The 17,959-nt window shown below is 42.6% G+C and carries 11 protein-coding genes; 5 read left to right on the forward strand and 6 right to left on the reverse strand.

Annotated elements, in window-relative coordinates:
- The first annotated feature begins 2 nt into the window (after nucleotides 1-2).
- Genes HRU80_00215 through HRU80_00235 form a run of 5 tightly spaced genes read left to right on the forward strand, consistent with a single transcriptional unit; the run spans nucleotide 3 to nucleotide 5,221 of the window.
- Nucleotides 3-785 carry a DUF268 domain-containing protein gene (locus HRU80_00215; protein ID QOJ30412.1) on the forward strand — a complete coding sequence of 261 codons (783 nt, stop codon included), beginning with the start codon at nucleotides 3-5 and terminating at the stop codon, nucleotides 783-785.
- Nucleotides 782-1,603, forward strand: coding sequence for a glycosyltransferase family 2 protein (locus HRU80_00220; protein QOJ27367.1), 822 nt, complete (start codon nucleotides 782-784; stop codon nucleotides 1,601-1,603). The genes HRU80_00215 and HRU80_00220 overlap by 4 nt, the downstream gene beginning before the upstream one ends.
- Entirely contained in the window at nucleotides 1,600-2,709 is a 1,110-nt protein-coding gene (locus HRU80_00225; GenBank protein ID QOJ27368.1) for a glycosyltransferase, read from the forward strand. Before HRU80_00220 ends, HRU80_00225 begins: the two co-directional genes overlap by 4 nt.
- Entirely contained in the window at nucleotides 2,706-3,818 is a 1,113-nt protein-coding gene (locus tag HRU80_00230) for a glycosyltransferase (protein QOJ27369.1), read from the forward strand. The genes HRU80_00225 and HRU80_00230 overlap by 4 nt, the downstream gene beginning before the upstream one ends.
- Nucleotides 3,819-3,826: 8 nt before the next feature.
- The gene (locus HRU80_00235; protein QOJ27370.1) at nucleotides 3,827-5,221 is read left to right on the forward strand and encodes an exopolysaccharide biosynthesis polyprenyl glycosylphosphotransferase; all 1,395 of its coding nucleotides are present in this window, start codon (nucleotides 3,827-3,829) and stop codon (nucleotides 5,219-5,221) included.
- Nucleotides 5,222-5,467: 246 nt separating this feature from the next.
- On the opposite strand, the gene HRU80_00240 is transcribed toward HRU80_00235, so the two are convergent.
- The 6 genes from HRU80_00240 to HRU80_00265 all read right to left on the reverse strand — a co-directional run bounded on the left by HRU80_00240 (nucleotide 5,468) and on the right by HRU80_00265 (nucleotide 17,923).
- The gene (locus tag HRU80_00240; protein QOJ27371.1) at nucleotides 5,468-8,179 is read right to left on the reverse strand and encodes a T9SS type A sorting domain-containing protein; all 2,712 of its coding nucleotides are present in this window, start codon (nucleotides 8,177-8,179) and stop codon (nucleotides 5,468-5,470) included.
- Between the two features lie 785 nt (nucleotides 8,180-8,964).
- Nucleotides 8,965-10,335: a glucosyl transferase gene (locus HRU80_00245; protein ID QOJ27372.1), complete on the reverse strand. Its 1,371-nt coding sequence runs from the start codon at nucleotides 10,333-10,335 to the stop codon at nucleotides 8,965-8,967.
- 10 nt (nucleotides 10,336-10,345) lie between these two features.
- A complete protein-coding gene (locus HRU80_00250) occupies nucleotides 10,346-11,692 on the reverse strand; it encodes a hypothetical protein (GenBank protein QOJ27373.1) in 1,347 nt (448 codons plus the stop codon).
- Nucleotides 11,693-11,861: 169 nt separating this feature from the next.
- Nucleotides 11,862-13,043 carry a hypothetical protein gene (locus HRU80_00255; protein QOJ27374.1) on the reverse strand — a complete coding sequence of 394 codons (1,182 nt, stop codon included), beginning with the start codon at nucleotides 13,041-13,043 and terminating at the stop codon, nucleotides 11,862-11,864.
- A gap of 981 nt (nucleotides 13,044-14,024) precedes the next feature.
- On the reverse strand, nucleotides 14,025-16,076 hold the full coding sequence (locus tag HRU80_00260; GenBank protein QOJ27375.1) for an O-antigen ligase family protein: 2,052 nt from the start codon (nucleotides 16,074-16,076) through the stop codon (nucleotides 14,025-14,027).
- Entirely contained in the window at nucleotides 16,073-17,923 is a 1,851-nt protein-coding gene (locus HRU80_00265; GenBank protein ID QOJ27376.1) for an ATP-binding cassette domain-containing protein, read from the reverse strand. The genes HRU80_00260 and HRU80_00265 overlap by 4 nt, the downstream gene beginning before the upstream one ends.
- Nucleotides 17,924-17,959 lie beyond the last annotated feature (36 nt).

Raw genomic sequence — 17,959 nt, forward strand, 5'->3', positions numbered from 1 at the left:
GTATGCTCCGCACACTGAAAATTCTCATACAGCAGCTTGGCTTTAACCCCCGGCAGACCGTCAACTCACTCCGCTCTGTCCCCTGGTATATACGCAACTACAGGCTGCTCAAAAAGGACTTACAGAAAACCGGCCAGCCGTTCGCGGTTGAGTCTTTCTACCCTGCACTTGAAGACAGATTTGATACTGCCGGCTCAACCCCGCTTCACTATTTTTTCCTTGATCTGCATGTTGCAGGTCTGATTAACCGGAATAATCCGGTGCATCATGTTGATATCGGATCACGGCTTGACGGATTTGTGGCTCATGTTGCCGCTTTCAGGAAAATCGAGGTATTTGATTTCAGGCCTCTTACGGTGCCTATTCCAAACGTAACCTTCACCCGGGCAGATCTTACACAGCAGGATTTTCCTTTTGCTGATTACTGCGACTCTGTTTCATGCCTTCACGCGATTGAACATTTCGGACTTGGACGCTATGGCGATCCGGTTGACTCTGAAGGGCATATCAAAGGTCTGAACAATATATACAAACTGTTGAAACCGGGGGGCACCTTCTATTTTGCCACTCCTGTCGGACCGCAGAGAATAGAGTTTGACGCTCACCGGGTATTCAGTCTTGCTTATCTTCTTTCCCTTTTTGAAAAGAGTTATGAGCTGGTTTCATTCTCCTGGATAGATGATCAGAACAAATACTTCCCTTCTCATAAACTCACCGGACAGGATATAGAGAATAACCTGAATTGCCGCTACGGATGCGGTATATTTGAACTTCGCAAGTTATGAGCAGTCAGCCGGTAATCTCCGTAATTATTCCCGCGCATAACGCCGCCGAATATCTGGAAGAAGCTGTGGTAAGTGTTCTGCAACAGACCTATCAGGGTTTTGAGATTATTATCGTGAATCATAATTCTTCTGACGGAACCGGAATTGTTGCCGCCCGGCTGTCGCAGCTTGACAGGAGAATCAGGGTCTTTACGCTTGAAAGCAGCGGCTCTGCAGCACACAGCCGTAATTTTGGAATAAGGCAGGCGAATTGCGAGTATGTTGCTTTTCTTGACGCGGATGATCTGTGGCGCAAGGAAAAGCTCTGGCATCAGATTGAATACTATGCCGAGCATCCTTCTGCTTCATTTATTTATTCAGCCAGTCTTACCTTCGGCTCTGTCAGTCCCTTTTCTCCGCTTTATGAGGTGCTTCCCCTTCCGTGGAAAGCCGCTTACTCACATGAAGATTTGCTCAGGGGAAATCCCGTTACCTGCTCATCTGTTCTGGCCAAAAAGCAGCTTATTGAAGAAGCCGGCATGTTTGATGAAAATCCTGAAAATAAAGCTGAGGATTACGACCTTTGGTTAAAACTCTCGCGGTTATCACCCCCATTTTTCCTTCCTGAAATTCTTGTTGACTACCGCATTCATCCGCAGCAGTTTTCAGGCAGGGATAATACCCGCGCTGACCGCCTTGAGTATATACGGAAAAAATGGGGTATATCCGCTGTCTATCATGCATCCTACCGGAGCAATCCTTTCCTCAGGACCGCACGGAGTCTGGTACATCACGGAGCCGTTTTTTTGTATAAAGCAGGAATTGTAACGTACAAATGAGCCGGAACACTATCAGGGTTTTAATGATTTCAGCGCGTGCTGATTTTGGCGGAGGTCCGGAACATGTCTACAGGCTGCTGGAGTCTCTCAAAGAAAAGGCAGGATTATTCGCGGCAATTCCGGAAGATATACCCTATTATGAAAGAATCTGCGGACTTATCGGAAAAGAGCATGTGGTTGCCATTCCCCACCGCAGGTTCAGTTTTATATACCTGCTGAAGATTATCTCTTTTATATTTAAGAAGAAAATAAACGTTGTTCATTCACACGGCAAGGGAGCCGGGGTGTATTCCCGTCCCGCAGCATTTTTTACTTTTTCTTACTGCGTGCATTCCTTTCACGGAATTCATACCGGTAAATATTCCCGTCCTGCCGCCCTGCTCTACCGGCTGTACGAAAGATTACTTTCCCTGATAACAAATCAATTTATCGCCACCGGTGATGGCGAACGGAATGAAGCACTGAAGGCAGGGCTGGCACCCCGGAAAAAAATATCACTGGTTCATAATGGTGTGGTTATACCGGGTATTCAGGCAGCATTCCCGACGGGAGGAGAGTTTAACATCATCACCGTTACCAGATTTGATGAAGCAAAAAATCCCGGCCTGATACTTCCCATCCTGCAATCCCTGCGCGGGCATCACCCCGATAAAAAGGTAAAACTGATTATCGTCGGGAGCGGTCCCGGCAGTCAGGAAACCGCCTCAGATATTTCACTTGCCGGTCTGGATGATATGGTTGAATTTACCGGTTCTTTAAGCAGCGTCACGGATGTTTACCTCCGCTCATTTTGTTATCTTTCCACATCAAAAATGGAAGGATTACCTCTTTCTGTTCTTGAAGCCCTGAGTTTTGGCCTCCCCTGCGTGGTGACTGATGTTCCGGGCAATAATGATCTGATAAAGCCGGGTCTGAACGGATTCCTGTATGGTTTGCATGATCCTTCCCTGGCAGCAGACAATATCGTCCGTCTGATGACGGATGAAAATCTCTGGAATATATATTCAAAGAATGCAGCAACTATGATTCAACAGCATTACAGCACTGAACAGATGGGAGAAAAAGTACTCGCGCTTTATGCTTCCCTTACGGGGAGTGCGCATTGAAAAAGGCTCTTGTTCATGAATGGTATGAAGTAGCCGCCGGATCGGAAAAATGTGCTGAATCCTTCACCAATATCTGGAGTGACTTCGACCATTTTGCGCTGGTTGATTTCCTGAATGACGATGACCGCCGGCGCATCCTTAAAGGAAAGCAGGCAAAGACCAGTTTCATACAGAATCTTCCGTTTGCCAGAACCTCATTCAGAAATTATCTGCCGCTCTTTCCTTTTGCTGTTGAGCAGTTTGATCTTTCTGATTATGATTTTATCATGACAAACTCCCATGCCGTGGCAAAAGGAGTAATTACCCGTGTAAACCAGCTTCATGTCTGCTACTGCCACAGTCCCATGCGCTATGCCTGGGATCTGTATCACCAGTATATACAACAGTCTGGTTTGCAGTCCGGCCTGAAGGGGCTGATTGCCCGGTATACCCTGCACCGGCTGCGTATCTGGGATTATACCACGTCAGGACGTCCTGATTACTTCCTCGCCAACTCAGGATATACCGCTGCCCGCATCAAAAAGATTTATAACCGTGAGGCAGAGGTTATCTATCCGCCGGTTGACACCCATAAGTTTCCTCTTGAAAGCAATAAAGATGATTTTTATCTGACCGCTTCGCGCCTGGTCCCCTATAAGCGGATGGATCTGGTTGTGGAAGCATTCAGTAAAATGCCGGATAAAAAACTGGTTGTTGCCGGTGACGGTCCTGATATGGAAAAAATCAAAAGACTTGCCGCCCCCAATGTCCATATTATCGGCTATCAGGAGTTCGATGCTCTCCGCTCCCTGATGCAGCGCGCGAAAGCATTTGTCTTTGCCGCTGAGGAGGATTTCGGCATTGTGGTCATCGAGGCAATGGCTTGCGGCACCCCGGTCATCGGGTTCGGCAAAGGAGGCACAAAAGAAACCATTGTACCGGGTCTTTCAGGCCTTCACTTCTCCGAACAAACTGCACAGAGTATTATTGATGCTGTCAGAGAGTTTGAAAAAAAATCCGCTTCATTTAACAGCAGCGACATACACCGTTACGCGCAGCAGTTCTCAAAAGATGCATTTGAAGAAAAAGTGAAGAACTTTGTCGAATCAAAAATGTCAGAAAAACTGTAGCAGCAAGAATGATTTTTGGCAAAAGAAACTTAAAGGTTGTCCGCACCGCAGCTGATATTTCGCTGATATTTGCGTCCTTTCTTGCGGCAGCCCTGCTGGCCCAGCCCTCAGAAGTACTCAGTCAGCGTTTATATATGTTTCTTCTTCCGGTACTGCTTTCCGCGCTGTGGTATTTTTCCGCCGGCGCCACAGGATTTTATGAAGATTTCAACTCCCGGTATTTCCCTTACCAGGTTGTCTATATTCTTAAAAATATCATTCTGCAGGCAGGCGCCGCGATATCATTTATATTTCTGATAAAAGAAGATCTTTACACCCGTAATTTCCTGATATTCTATTCATTCATACTTACCACTGCCGTATCAGCCGAGTTTCTTTACCTCCGGCATGCAATACGCCGTCAGAAAAGAAAAGGGGTGAACTTCAGGAATCTTCTTATAGCGGGAGCAGGTGAAGTAGGGCGTGATTTCAGAGCCATGATTGAGCAGGATATATCTCTCGGATATTCGGTCGCCGGTTTCCTTGATAATGATCAGCCCTCAGGCGGTGATATTCTCGGAAGCGTTGATGATCTGGAAGAGATTGCCAAAAAACGGGAAATTGATGAGGTGGTTATTGCTCTTCCCGGGGGTATGATTAGCGACATCGAAAAGATCATGAGAGTCTGCAATAAACTGGCTATCAGAACATATATCATCCCCGACTACTTCAAGTTTCTTTCACGGAAGTTTCAGGTAAGTCTTATAGGAAGTTTCCCGATTATCACCGTTCGTAATGAGCCGCTGCAGGAAATCCACTGGCAGTTCCTTAAAAGGGCATTTGATATCAGTATATCTCTTGCTGTTCTGCTGCTTTTTGCAAGCTGGTTTTTCCCTTTTATCATCATTCTCCAAAAGATTTTCTCCCCCGGACCGGTATTTTATATACAGGACAGAATCGGAAAAGACAACAAAACCTTCCGCTGTTATAAGTTCAGGAGCATGATTCCTGCCGGTGCGGACAAAGAATTCAGGGCAACTTCATCAGATGACCCCCGCATAACTCCCTTTGGCAGATTCATGCGCAAAGCAAATATTGACGAACTGCCTCAGCTGCTTAATGTTCTTTTGGGAGATATGTCATTAGTGGGACCACGCCCCCATGCTCTCAACTACAATAAAAAGTATGAGGAGTATATCGAAGCATTGCGGCTGAGGAATCTCGTAAAACCGGGAATAACCGGATGGGCTCAGATCCACGGCCTCAGAGGTGATGTTGAAGATGAAGAAGAAAACAAAGCAAGAATCCAGAAACGTTTTGACTATGATGTCTGGTATGTGGAAAACTGGTCATTCGGACTTGACCTTCAGATAATTTTTCTCACCTTTTGGGAGATTCTTAAAGGAAAGGCCCAAGGGGTTTAGTTTATTGTTGAAATTTTAATAAACACACTCATCTGCTCAATTTTAAGATAAAGCAAAATATGGCTGAGTATAACAGGGCTTAAACTCTGCATTTTCGCCGCGGCAGAATGTGTTTATTCAATTATCAAGTATGGCTTAGAACAAAAGCCCCGGAAATTACCAGGGCCTTCTTTAATGAAAGATTAAGAATGAATAATGAATAATGAAGAAAAGAATAATTATTCATTCCGCCGCCGTGGATCACAATTATTTTAGAAGGGTCATTTTCCTGGTAATGCTCTGCCCCTTGCCATAGCTGAGTTTGTAGATATATACTCCGCTTGCGTGGTTGGTGCCGTCAAAGGGAACAGTATATCTGCCTGCTGAGTAGCTGCCCGAAGCAAGTGTTGCGATCTCTTTGCCGAGGATGTCATATACTTTTAGTGTAACATCACTCTGCTCAGGGAGGGCAAACTCTATCATTGTAACAGGGTTAAACGGATTCGGATAATTCTGTGTAAGTGAATAGTCCTTTATCGGTTCTGCTCCGTTATAATGTATTCTCTTCAGACTGCCTTTTGCCTGCTCTTCAGCAGAGCGCACTCTGGTTATCAGAGAAGGAGTAAGTTCGGCTGATGTGAACGGTATCAGACGTAGCCGGACAAGCCGTGAACCAATGCCCGCCGTGTTTACTTCATAACTGATATTGTCATATTTTGTCAGGTCGTTCTGGGTAAAGGTGATATTATCATACTCACCCAATACCTCACCGCTGTTGCTGTCCTCGAGAACAAGTCGGAAGTTTACTTCGCCTGCTGCTCCTAATACTGCCGAGCAGGAACCAGTATCTACTGCACGGTACTGTACTGAGTACATAAAGCCGGACTGATTCTCAAGCATAAAGGGGTCACTCACCAGATACTGCTTCAATTCTTCAAGTCCGGTTAGCCGCATAGTATCAGGTATTACCGGAAAGAAAACCGGTGCATTGTTAACTGATATATCTCCGAACGAAAACATAAACTGTGCGTTTCCTGAGTAGAGCACACCGGAACGGGCTGCTGTCATATTATTTAATTGCTCTTTCTGAAGGGTATTAACAAACTGGCTCTTTCCGAAATAATATGGCGTTGAGCCGGTGTGAAGGGCATACCCGAACATATTAGAAAACAGCCCTGCGTTGTTCAGTTCGATGGCTGAACCTGTTGTATTCAGGGTGTATTCCGAATAGAAGTTTGTGTTTCGCATCAGTTTGTTCTGGTAGCCGGAACCGTTTTCCTGCGCCCAGGCGATGGCATAACCGGGAGTACCTTCAAGACGGTTTATGTTTGCGTGCACAACATTTGAGCCGTAAGACCAGGATGAGGGATTGTCTAACGCACGGAAAACAGTTTCGCGGTAGATAGTTTGGGTCTGGGTTCCTGAGGTGCTTCCCATTTTCCCCATCTCACCTTGTGCATCATATAGGTAACCAATCCAGGCAACTCTGGGGATATCATCGCTGGTGATTGAGGTAATGGAGGGTTTATAGTTTTTGGTATAGCCGCATCCGTTTGAAACATTCACCTGAGCGGGGAAGGTAAATCCGCTGCCATTCCACTGAATTTTCTGATAAAGAATATGGCTGATAGATTCTGACTCAAGCCCCTGCTGCCAGACAAGGTGGATATTAGTGGGATCTCCGGACGGTTTTGTTGAAACCGCTGGGTTTACAGATTTTATAGTTGTACCGCTTATTAAATCATCATTACCATAATCAATACCTTCAAGGTAATAGACTATTGGCTGAGAAGTAGAAGTTACTCTGCCGGCATCATAGTATAAACCAGAATACTCGCCGGGGTCGTGTTCCATATTATTGCGGTAAATAACAACAAACCTGCCCTCGCTAAAATCGGCTATCACCGGCTGAGTATCGAATGAAAAATCAACATATTCATTTTCGATGACCACTGCTGAATCTATAACCGCATCAGTATTCATATCATACATTTTCAGTTTTACTCTAAGACTCCCTGTACTGGTTTTTTCCTGATAGACAATAAGCAGATGACCATTGCAGAAATCAAGGGAAGGAGATTTTGCAATACCTGCGGAAACAGGGGCAGTATTATTTGCAAGAGTCCAAGAGCTGCCATTGTCGGTAGATTTTTCTAACCATATATAACCCATACTTTCGTACACATTATAGTTATTTCCTGTATTGTACTGCCGGGCGAGGTGTCTTTGACCGGAGTTGGAATAGGCGGAGGAGGAGTTGGTTAGTTCTGTGCCTTTAAGAATTGCACTTACTGCAGCATCTGATTCCTTAAAAACAACTCCGGTCTCAAGTGCAGATGGATATTGTAAAACAGCTTTCAGGGGGTTAAAATCCCAGTATTGAAAATGAAATTTATGAGTTTTACCTGAATTGCTTAAATAAATATCCTGTGTTCGCAGAGCTTTAATAGAGTAGTAAGGTTTACTTGGATTACTTGGGTCAGGTGATTGATTCAAGAATACACCTTGATAAACATCTCCATTGTAAATTGTTGAAAAATCCGGATAAAAGGGAGATAATCGGGATTTGAAAGGAGCATCCATTCCCCTGTTTCTCACACTACCGCCATATACGGGATCATCATAATCAATCAGCCATGGATCCTTAAATTCAACAGAACCACCATTTGCAGTAGTTTGCTCGATTTGGTTTTTAATCGCAATGTCCGAATAAATCGCATTAAAGTTTGCTGTTAATGCATTGGTGGATGAGGTGATGACAAACGGTTTGTGATTCAAAATATTGGATTTATCATTATTCCAATTGTTATACTTTTCATTTGAATAGATTGTTTGATCGCTAAGTATGGTTTGAACTGAACTTACAGGAAAGCTAAACTGTGTGCCAGGATTAATAAAAGGATATGTAGTAAAATTTGTACCTTCCCATTTCCGGACTTTTCCAACTTGCAGATTGTTGCTCAGTCTTTGATCAAGCATTACCAATTGTTGTGGAGGAATATATTCTATGCTCAACTTGAGGGAAGGATTGCTGATTTCCCAAGTCCGGGAGCCAACATTTGAAGATTCTGGCCACCTTATTCCAAGGATGAATTTATCCTCTGGAAGTGCATTATGAACTGCCAAATTAATAGGTGCGGCAGAATTATTTGAATTGAAGTCCAGAGTATTGTTTGCCCCAATGAGAGAACCAATCTCATTTGCAGTTGTGTTCATAAAATCCCACATAGTATTCAGTTGAGTTTGGTCTGGGTTAAGGATATCGTATGTGATATTATAAAAAGATGCAGGAAATTGGTAAGAGTGACCATTAGGTGAGTAAGAAAAAAATAGTCTTACTTTAGTTATTACAGAGTTATCAGGTATTTCATTATCTGAAATATCCCATTGATAAACAGCCCTATATTTAACGTTATTATCTTTCCCTACTGTAAATAAAGTATTTGATGGAGAAAGTCCTTCATCCTTAACATTCCCATTATCACTTCTAACCAACCACCTTCTGAAATTAGGATGAACTGGACCATAAAAGTTTTGAGCTATTGTGCTACCATCTATAAATAATATAAGCAACAAAAAAATGTATATTTTCACTGAGTGTATCATAATTATTCTCCTATTTTTTGTATTTTGAAATTAATGCGGAGTAAAAAAAGTAGATTTTCAAAGCCATTCCTAATGCTTTTATTCATGAACTATCAATACTATATACAAGATTGTTAGACATTTACCTACTCGTAGAAGTATTTAATTATTTCTTAGTTTTATCTTTTTCCGACAGTTATAATTGCTTTCGACATATGAGTGCCCACTGTAACCACCAAATCATTTTTTATAGTCACCGAATAATAGGATCCATTAAATAAACCGGTTTGGTTGATATAACTTTGCCATCTCATTCCATTGAAATGAAGAACCTCACCATAAGCGCCAACGATAATTACATCATTGAGATCATTTCCTCTTATTTTGTTTGTATGGTAAGTAGTGATACTCGTCAGATTACTATTCCAAACAGAATCGTCAAGTTTTTGCTTGTAATAAATACCTGACCCAATTACGTAGTGCTTGGGTATTGCTTTAAACCATACGCCACTTAGAGGCCAGTTTGCCCCATCACTATTTAATTGAATCGCTTGATTTCCATTTTTTATTTCCAAAATGGCTCTATCTTGTTGCCAACCATGTAATATGTTACCACCAACAGCCAAAATTTCCCACTCCTGGGTTGTCTTATTAAAATCCCCCCATATATCATTTATGTTTAAAGTAGTCCCGCTCTCAATCTTCCTCCAGCCAGTCCCGTTGTAATTTGCTATGTTGCCTCCGTTGCCTACCACATATAAATCACTGCTTGAACTGCCCCACATTTTATTGATTGATCCGGATAATAATGGTCTAATACCACAATCTGCTCTATTAATTTTCCCATTAAACCAACCAATACTACCTCCGCTTGTTATTGCTATGTTACTATCAGAAAATGCGAAGATTGCTTTCAATGGAGAATAGTCAACTGGATTACAACTACTTCCCGTATAAATTTTTTTCAATTCCCAATTTGTCCCATCCCAATGAACTGCATTATAAGCATTTGGGTCAGGATTCCCCAGCGAGTCTTTCATATAAATTTCACCCACTGCCCAAATATTATTTTCATCTATTATAGCAACATCGTAAAGGGTACTGCTACTGTGTTCGCCGAAAGTAAAGGTCTGCCAAGTAAAACTATGACTGGTGGTATCCATAGTTCTCACCTGAACAGTATTGCTTATTTTATCATCCTTCCCCTCGTAGCGGATGATTGCACGGAATGAATAATTGGCGGAGGGTTCTAGGTCTTCAAATACCAAGAGGGTGTCACGGTTGAGTGAGAGAATCCGGTGGTAGTCTTTGCCATCTTTCTGGATTGCCACCTTTGCCGGTTGGGTAAGATTGTTGAATTTTAGCTCAAGCCATACCTCGGTGCAGGAGGCATCAAGTGCTTCAAGGGTAATTTCAGTCTGCCCATACGGGCTGGCGGGTTCTGAGCAGGAGGTAGCGGTGAGGGCAATAAGTGAGAGTGCTGCCAATACGAGTATGTTGAAAAATATTCTCACAAATTTCAAATATTGTTCTTTAGTTAAACTGTTCATACTCTGCTCCTTACCTTCGCCCTATTGCGATGTATGCTTTTCTGTTGTTATAGCCAACTGCCACTATTGTGTTTTTGTAAATTTTACACTTGTAAAAACTGCCATTTTGAAATCCCATTTCATCAATGAAGTTTTTCCATTTTAAACCATTAAAGTGAACTATTTCTGTAAATGATCCGCTCACTACTACATCATTAAAGTCTTGAGCATCCACAGATTCGCTGTAATATCTTGCAATTGAGCCAGTTGGAAACTTTATCCAGGGCTCTTTTTGATTAAAAATATCCGATTTGGTAAATATTCCATCACCTACCACATAATATTTTAATCCATTTATACTCGCAATATCATCTGCCCCGGATCTTAAGCCGCCAATACTAAGTTCGGCTACCTTATCCTGCTCACTTACATGATAAATTTTCGGGCTAACTGTCTGAAAAGCTAATGATGCAATCCCGAAGATATCTGTACGCTTATATCGTAAATTGTTGACAATTGTCATATCCTGAATCTTCAGATCGGTATCTCTGGTAAGATCTCGCCATACTTTACCTTCCCTTTTAAGCAATGTACCTCTGCTTCCATGCACATATAAACTGCTATCATTTTTTATGGCTATCCCCATTATTACTCCTACCAACATATTTGCGGCACCACAATCTACACTGATTCCATTATCACTAAATGTACCTATAAAATTACCGTTAGTAAAATATATTTTGTGTTCTGTATTGGCAGTACCTGCCACTAAAGGTGGTAAACGAACTGTTGAGCAATCCGTTGGAATCTCAAACTTTTTCAGTTCCCATTCTTGCCCATTCCAGTGAACGGCGTTAAAGAGATTGTACGAATAAACTGAAGAGTCCTCAAATTTAATTTCTCCAAATGCCCAAATGTTATCCTCGTCAATTATTTCAACATCATGGAAAGTACTACTGCCTACCTCCCCGAAGGACCAGGTTTGCCAGGTAAAGTTCTGGCTGGTTTCTTTTAGTGTTGTTATCTGAGCTTGGTTGGATCCTTTGACTGATTCATCTTTTTCGTTGAGAATAAATGTCTGAAAGGATAATGACTGTTCTGGTTGGAAGCCACTTAGCAAAAGAAGAGTGTCGTTTTTTGCCTTTATGATTGTTTTGATTTTAACACCATTTTGCCGAATTTCAACATTTGCCGGTTCGGTAAGGTTGCTGAACTTAAGATCAAGCCATACCTCGGTGCAGGAGGCATCGAGTGCTTCAAGGGTGATTTCGGTCTGCCCAAACGGGCTGGCTGGTTCTGAACAGGAGTAAGAACTTAGGGTAATAAGCCCCAGTGCCGCCCACATATACAAGGATTTCATAACATTATAAAACTTCATATTAAAACCAATAATTAAATATCAGTATCTTCCAGATACCGGGTATCAATGGTACATACTGAATCCTGTGCAATAACAGCAAAGTTAAGCGCTGTTAATACAAAGAATAACTTAAACATTTTCATGTTTTCTCCTGTTTTTTTGTTGGTAAATATCAGATAGCACCCTGCTACCTGATTTTCTTTCCAATTGTAATTCTTGCCTTTGATAACAACGGAGAAGATAAATCTTCCCCTCCGATAGCAACAACGTTACCGTTAACATTTACGCATCTATAAAAAGTTGCGCTGTTTCTTATCGAAGATATCTCCTGATAATTTATTCCATTATAATGCCCAACTGTACCGCCCTCTCCGGCTACCCATATATTATTATGACCAGTGCCTGACATATCATAAGTATATCTGGTAAATCTTGAATTAGTTTGTTTTAAATAGAATGAATCCCGCAATACTTCTAATCGGTAAATCCAGCCATCACTTCTTATGTATATGCCATATTTACTATATTGATTAATTTTTAATAATTCTCCCACATATTCTCCGTTATGTGGTGTAAACCATGAACCCTCAAATATTTTTTTGGTAACATTATCTTTTAGTTCTAAGAGGCATGAATAGCCAGTTTCTTCCTTGTTACCTATTATATAATACTTCCCCTCATAATAAGTTATACTTGTCAAATCCAAATTTGTTTGTGACTCCAGTTTTGTCCAGCTTGACCCGTTGTAGTGAGCGAGATTTCCGTTCTCACCAATTACCACAATATTTTTGGGGTCAGGCCCTGCTATATCCATGATTAATGATGGGAAACTTATATTTAGGGGTATTGAATAAAATGAATCTTGTTCCATATATAGTAAATTTCCGTACCATATATTTTCAGAGGAGAAAACTTTAATTGAGCTTATGAGGGTTACAAATGATGAAGATTGTGTATAGTATTTTGTTTGCAATAAATTCCAACTCTGACCATCCCAATGTGCCATATTATAACATGTAAAATCGTTATTACCAAAATTGTCCTTCAGATATATATCTCCAACCGCCCAGATATTATTTTCATCAATCACGGCTATATCCCTGATTATACTGTGGCTATGCTCTCCAAAAACAAAAGTTTGCCATACGTAATCACTCGAAGTGGTGTCAAGAGTTCTCACTTCACTCATAAAATCGTATTTTTTTCCTTTCTGGTCTGTTACCGCTGCATTATAGAGATACACCCTATTGGGTTCAAGCCCAGCGTCAAAAAATACTGTATCTGCTGGGAAAATGGTGTTTCTGTAAATAATACTGTCATTTCTGCTTAGGGTAACTGAGGTAACCGGTTCTTCAGTTGAAAACTGCAACCGGAGCCAGACTTCGGTACAGGAAGCATCTTCAGGGGTTATAACCACAGTTGGGGGAGAAAGTTTTTGCGGCTCGGTCGGCTTTTGGCACCCCAAAAAAGAAAGAAAAATCACGGCTGCTAAATAATACCAGAAACTATTAATTGGTAACATATAGGGTAACTTTCTGTTGGGAACTAAAATTTGGCAGAGCTTTGATTGGAGTAACCTGTGCGGTCAAAGTAATATCGGTCTGCCCAAACGGGCTGGCGGGTTCTGAGCAGGAGTATGTGGAGAGGGCAAAAAGCGAGAGTGCTGCCAAAAGTTGCAGTTTGTGAAGTAGTATTTTGGCGGTCATCTCCGCCTCCCTTATGTTATTGGTAATTTGTTTCCCGGACAGTAATTACCATTTTCTTCCCGCACCTGTTTCTCCTGGTACGGGCACAAAAACTGTTATTACATCAAACTTTCAGAAATTTTAAGATGGCAATGCATGAAAACCATGTTTTCCCATAAAACCCAAACCCTTTGCTTCCCAAATGTTCTCTCACCCGGGGAGTCGGTTAATTTCTTTAAGGTCTCACGTAAAAATAATAAAAAAAAGATATGCGACGCAAGAGAAAAATGATTTTTTTTCTAAAAACATTCATTTTCACCAAAATGTTTGTAATTTGACTCAGAAACAACGATTCCCTTAATAGAATTATGAACTGATTGATATATATTTTGCAGAGCTTTTGCAATAGCCGCTACTGATATATATAAGAATACAAACCACCGCTGCGATTGCAGCGTCTTAAACCAGCCACGATCAACAACGGGGTCAGGTAAAGACGATGCAATGACTAAGCAGGATTAACATAAACTCGGATTTCATGTGATTGCATCGTCTCAACGTATATCTGTGTTTTACACCTCAACAGATTTCACTTTACTTGCCGGAGACGATGCGTGCATCGTCGCTGCTAATATATAAGCGTCTTTGCGCGGGATGCGGCCGGGTTACAGTTTACCAGCATCCTTAGTAAATGCCACTCTCTCCGCTGCTATTGCCAGTCCCGCAAAGAACCAGACCATGGTAATGATCTCATGGTCACCAAAATTCCACTCCGTCAGCCCCGAAACCAAAAATCCGGTAAATGCTCCGGTAACACCCAGTGCAAGAGGATACAAGAAGTCATGTCCCTTAAGGGCTGCTGCCGACCTGTGAAGCCGTAAAAAAACAAGCCCTAGCATATATATAAAAACCACGAAACCGGTTCCGCCAAGGATTGCAAGAACGTGTACGTAATTATTATGCAAATGCCCCTGAATCTCCTTCAGATACGGGCTTTTCTTTGCTTTGTAATACGGCTCAAGACTTATATCCCCCACCCCGAACCAGGGATGATCTTCAAATATGCGCCACCCGGTCTTCCACATTTCAAAGCGGGCATAATTTGAAAGATGGTAGGGATCTGTAATTCTGAGCATACGGCTGCGCTTCATCTGTGTTACAAACACAGCATCTCCTTTTACTGCGGCACTGTTAGGAGAGTAAGGCAGTACTATGCTTTTTGGTGAGGAATTGCCGGAATCAGCATAGACCAGAATTTTTCCGTTCTGCTGTATGAATAATTCACTCTTCCCGTCCGAGGCGTAGTAGCCGGCCTGTCCGGCATCTTTGTATATCCGGATAGTTGAGAATGTCTTCGCTGAGTCATCGAACCGCAGTCTGGCTGTCTCGCCGTTTTCTGAGATTATCAGATCATCGCCGGCAGAGACGAGCAGACTTACGCTGACCATAGTGCTGTCATAGTATATCAGCTTTTCCGGAACACCCCCTTCAAGCCTGTGAATCCGCAGCCCTGATACCGATGCATGATGGTACAGCAGATTCCCCGAGACAGCAAGGCGCTGTGCAAACGGGAAATTTTTATTATAATATACTCTCTCAGCATGTTCACTGCCCAAATCAAAAACACTCAACCCGCTGTCCTTATCCATGATATAGAGCAGAGAGTCCGAAAGAGTAAAAGCATTGGTCTGTCCCGGACTTAATACTTCATACAGAAGTTCGTAGCTTTCTTTTGTCCGGCCAATCACCCAGAAACGGCTGTCCATCATCCAGAGAAGCAATTTCACTGAGTCAATTTCCCGAGCGGTTACTACGGGCGAGGGAGTTCTGAAATTATTGGAGAAAGATGCTTTTTCTGAGACCGTAAAGAGCCCGCTCTGAAAATCGCTGAGCAAAACAGATCCGTCAGCATACAAAAGATCATACGGACGGCCGGAAGTTTCCGTCTCAGCCGTTTTTGTAAATTCGCCGTTCTGTATGGTATATACCTCTGCTCTTGAGATATTCTTGTCTGTTATGAAAAGAGCAGCAATAAGCAGCAGAGCCGGAACAATCAGCTTCCAGTCTTTCTTATAAAAGAGTATTATTCCCATGCCCGCGGCAGCCCCTATCCAGCCGGTCATTTTATACGTTGCAAAAAGTGAAGCTGCCGCAATCAGAAATAGAACTATTGCAGCTATCCTGATGCTCAGTTTCATTTTACCGTAGAGAACAAAAGCAAAAAGCAGTATTACCAGAAATGAATAAAGCTCACTGCTGGTAATCGGGTACTGAAAAATAGAGGGGCCTGACTCCGTTGTGCGGTAAAGATTCTCCAGAAAGTATTCAAGGGAGTGATATATATACAGCGCTGTTACTGCTGAGGCGGCAAGCACATAGATCACCACAATCCGCTTCAGATCTTTTTCGCTTTCCGGTACCGACGCGAACACATAGATTACCGGAATAAGCAGTCCCCGTTTCAGAAAATTCTGGAATGCGTTCCCCTGATAATCTGAGAGCAGAAAGGAAATAAATTCAACCGCCAGAAACAGAATGAACGGGACTTCCAGCCCTGTCTTCTGAAACGGATTTTCTTTTTTTACGGCAAACTGTATCAGCAGCACAATCAGTGCGCCGAAGTATCCGATCTGATTAAGAAAAATGGAATTGGTAAGCGTAAGTAGAAAAAGAACAATAAGAAAGATGAGCGCTTTGCGGAATCCGTCCTGCTTCATGTCTCCTCCTTAAACTGCATTTCATACAGACGGCGGTAAAGTCCTGACGGATTTTCCATCAGTTCATCATGTGTTCCGCTCTGTATGATTTTTCCCTTCTCAATAAGAAAGATTCTGGAAGCATTCCGTATCGTACTCAGCCGGTGCGCAATGACGAAAACGGTTCTGTTTTTCATCAGCCGTTCAATTGCTTCCTGCACAAGCAGTTCCGATTCATTATCTAACGCTGAGGTCGCTTCATCAAAAATCATAATCTCGGGATTTTTCAGCAGTGCCCGCGCGATGGAAATTCTTTGCCTCTGACCTCCTGATAGTTTTACACCCCTCTCTCCGACTATGGTATTGTATCCTTCCGGAAGTTCGGTGATAAACGAATGTGCATTAGCCATCCTTGCAGCATCTTCAATCTGTTCAAAGGGATAATCCTTAAGGCCGTAAGCAATATTATCCCGGATTGATTCATTAAAAAGAATCGTCTCCTGGGTAACAATGCCCATCCTGCCGCGCAGGCTTTTAAGGGAAAGTGTGCGTATATCCCTGCCGTCAATATATATCCCCCCCGAGGTCGGATCATAAAACCGGGGAATTAAATCAACCAGAGTTGACTTGCCCCCTCCGCTCGGGCCCACCAGCGCGATAATCTCTCCTTTTTTCACCGTGAAACTGATACCGCTCAGGATATACTCGCCGTCAGGATCATACTTAAAGCTGAGATCACGCACCTCAATTGACTCATTAAGCCCTGTAAGCTGTGCTGTTCCCTCTTTTTCAGCCGGTTCCGGCTCTGCGTCAATGATTTCAAACACCCTGTCACCGGCAGCTGAAGATTCCTGAATCCTGTTATTAACGCTGCTCAGTTCTTTAATCGGAGGCATTAACTGGAAGATTGCAAAAAGAAAACCGAGGAACTCACTCGCTTTCAGACTCTGATCAACCAGCACCAGACGGCCCCCATAGTATATAATCACCACGCCCACAATCATGCTGAGCACTTCGGTAATCGGCGAAGAAAGATTCCTGGTTCTGGTTATCTTTAGCATCAGACGGAAAAACTTCTGGGCTTCACTCCCGAATTTTTCCTTCTCATATTTTTCCATCGTGAAGGCCTTAACAATCTTCACGCCTGTAATGGTCTCCTGAATCAGAGAAGTAAGGTCAGCTACTTTCTGCTGAATCTTGTTGCTCTGCTTTCTCAGCTTAAGCCCGATCGCGGCAATGATACCCATGGTGAACGGAAGTATGATGAATGCCAGAAGGGTTAACTGCCAGCTGATGCTGAATGCCATTCCAAGAAAAACAATGATGGTAATCGGCTCCCTGATTGCATTCAGAAACGCAGCCGAGACACTTGCCTGCACCACATTGGTATCGTTAATGATACGGGAAATGAGATTCCCTGTTTTTTCATTTTTAAAATAACTGAGCGGCAGGTTATGCAGTTTGTTATACGCATCATTCCTCAGGTCGCGCATAATCCCCTGCTCAACGTAATTAAGGAAAAACGCCTGCATATATCCGAAAATATTCTTAAGAAGGTAAGCGGACAGAACAAGAGAACATATACGCACCAGAGCATCAATCTTTGTTCCGGCAAAGACAAAATCATTAAACATCGCCACCACTGAATCCTTAAGGGCAATCACCCATTCAGGCAAAAACAGAAATGAATTTGATTTTGCCGGAGCGGCCTGCCGTGCAGACTCCTGAAACAAGGTATCAAGCAGCGGAATAGTCAGATAAATGGCAAGACCGTTCAGCAGTGCATAGAGCATAGTGAACATGATGGAAAGAGCCAGAAACTTTTTATATGGCCTGGCGTAGGAAAGTATTCGGAGATATGTCTTCAAAATGCTAAGCGAGTTCCGTTAATTGAGAATTTCCTT

It is taken from the genome of Ignavibacteriales bacterium, from assembly GCA_015709675.1.
Classification (GTDB): Bacteria; Bacteroidota; Ignavibacteria; order Ignavibacteriales; family Ignavibacteriaceae; genus H2-BAC3.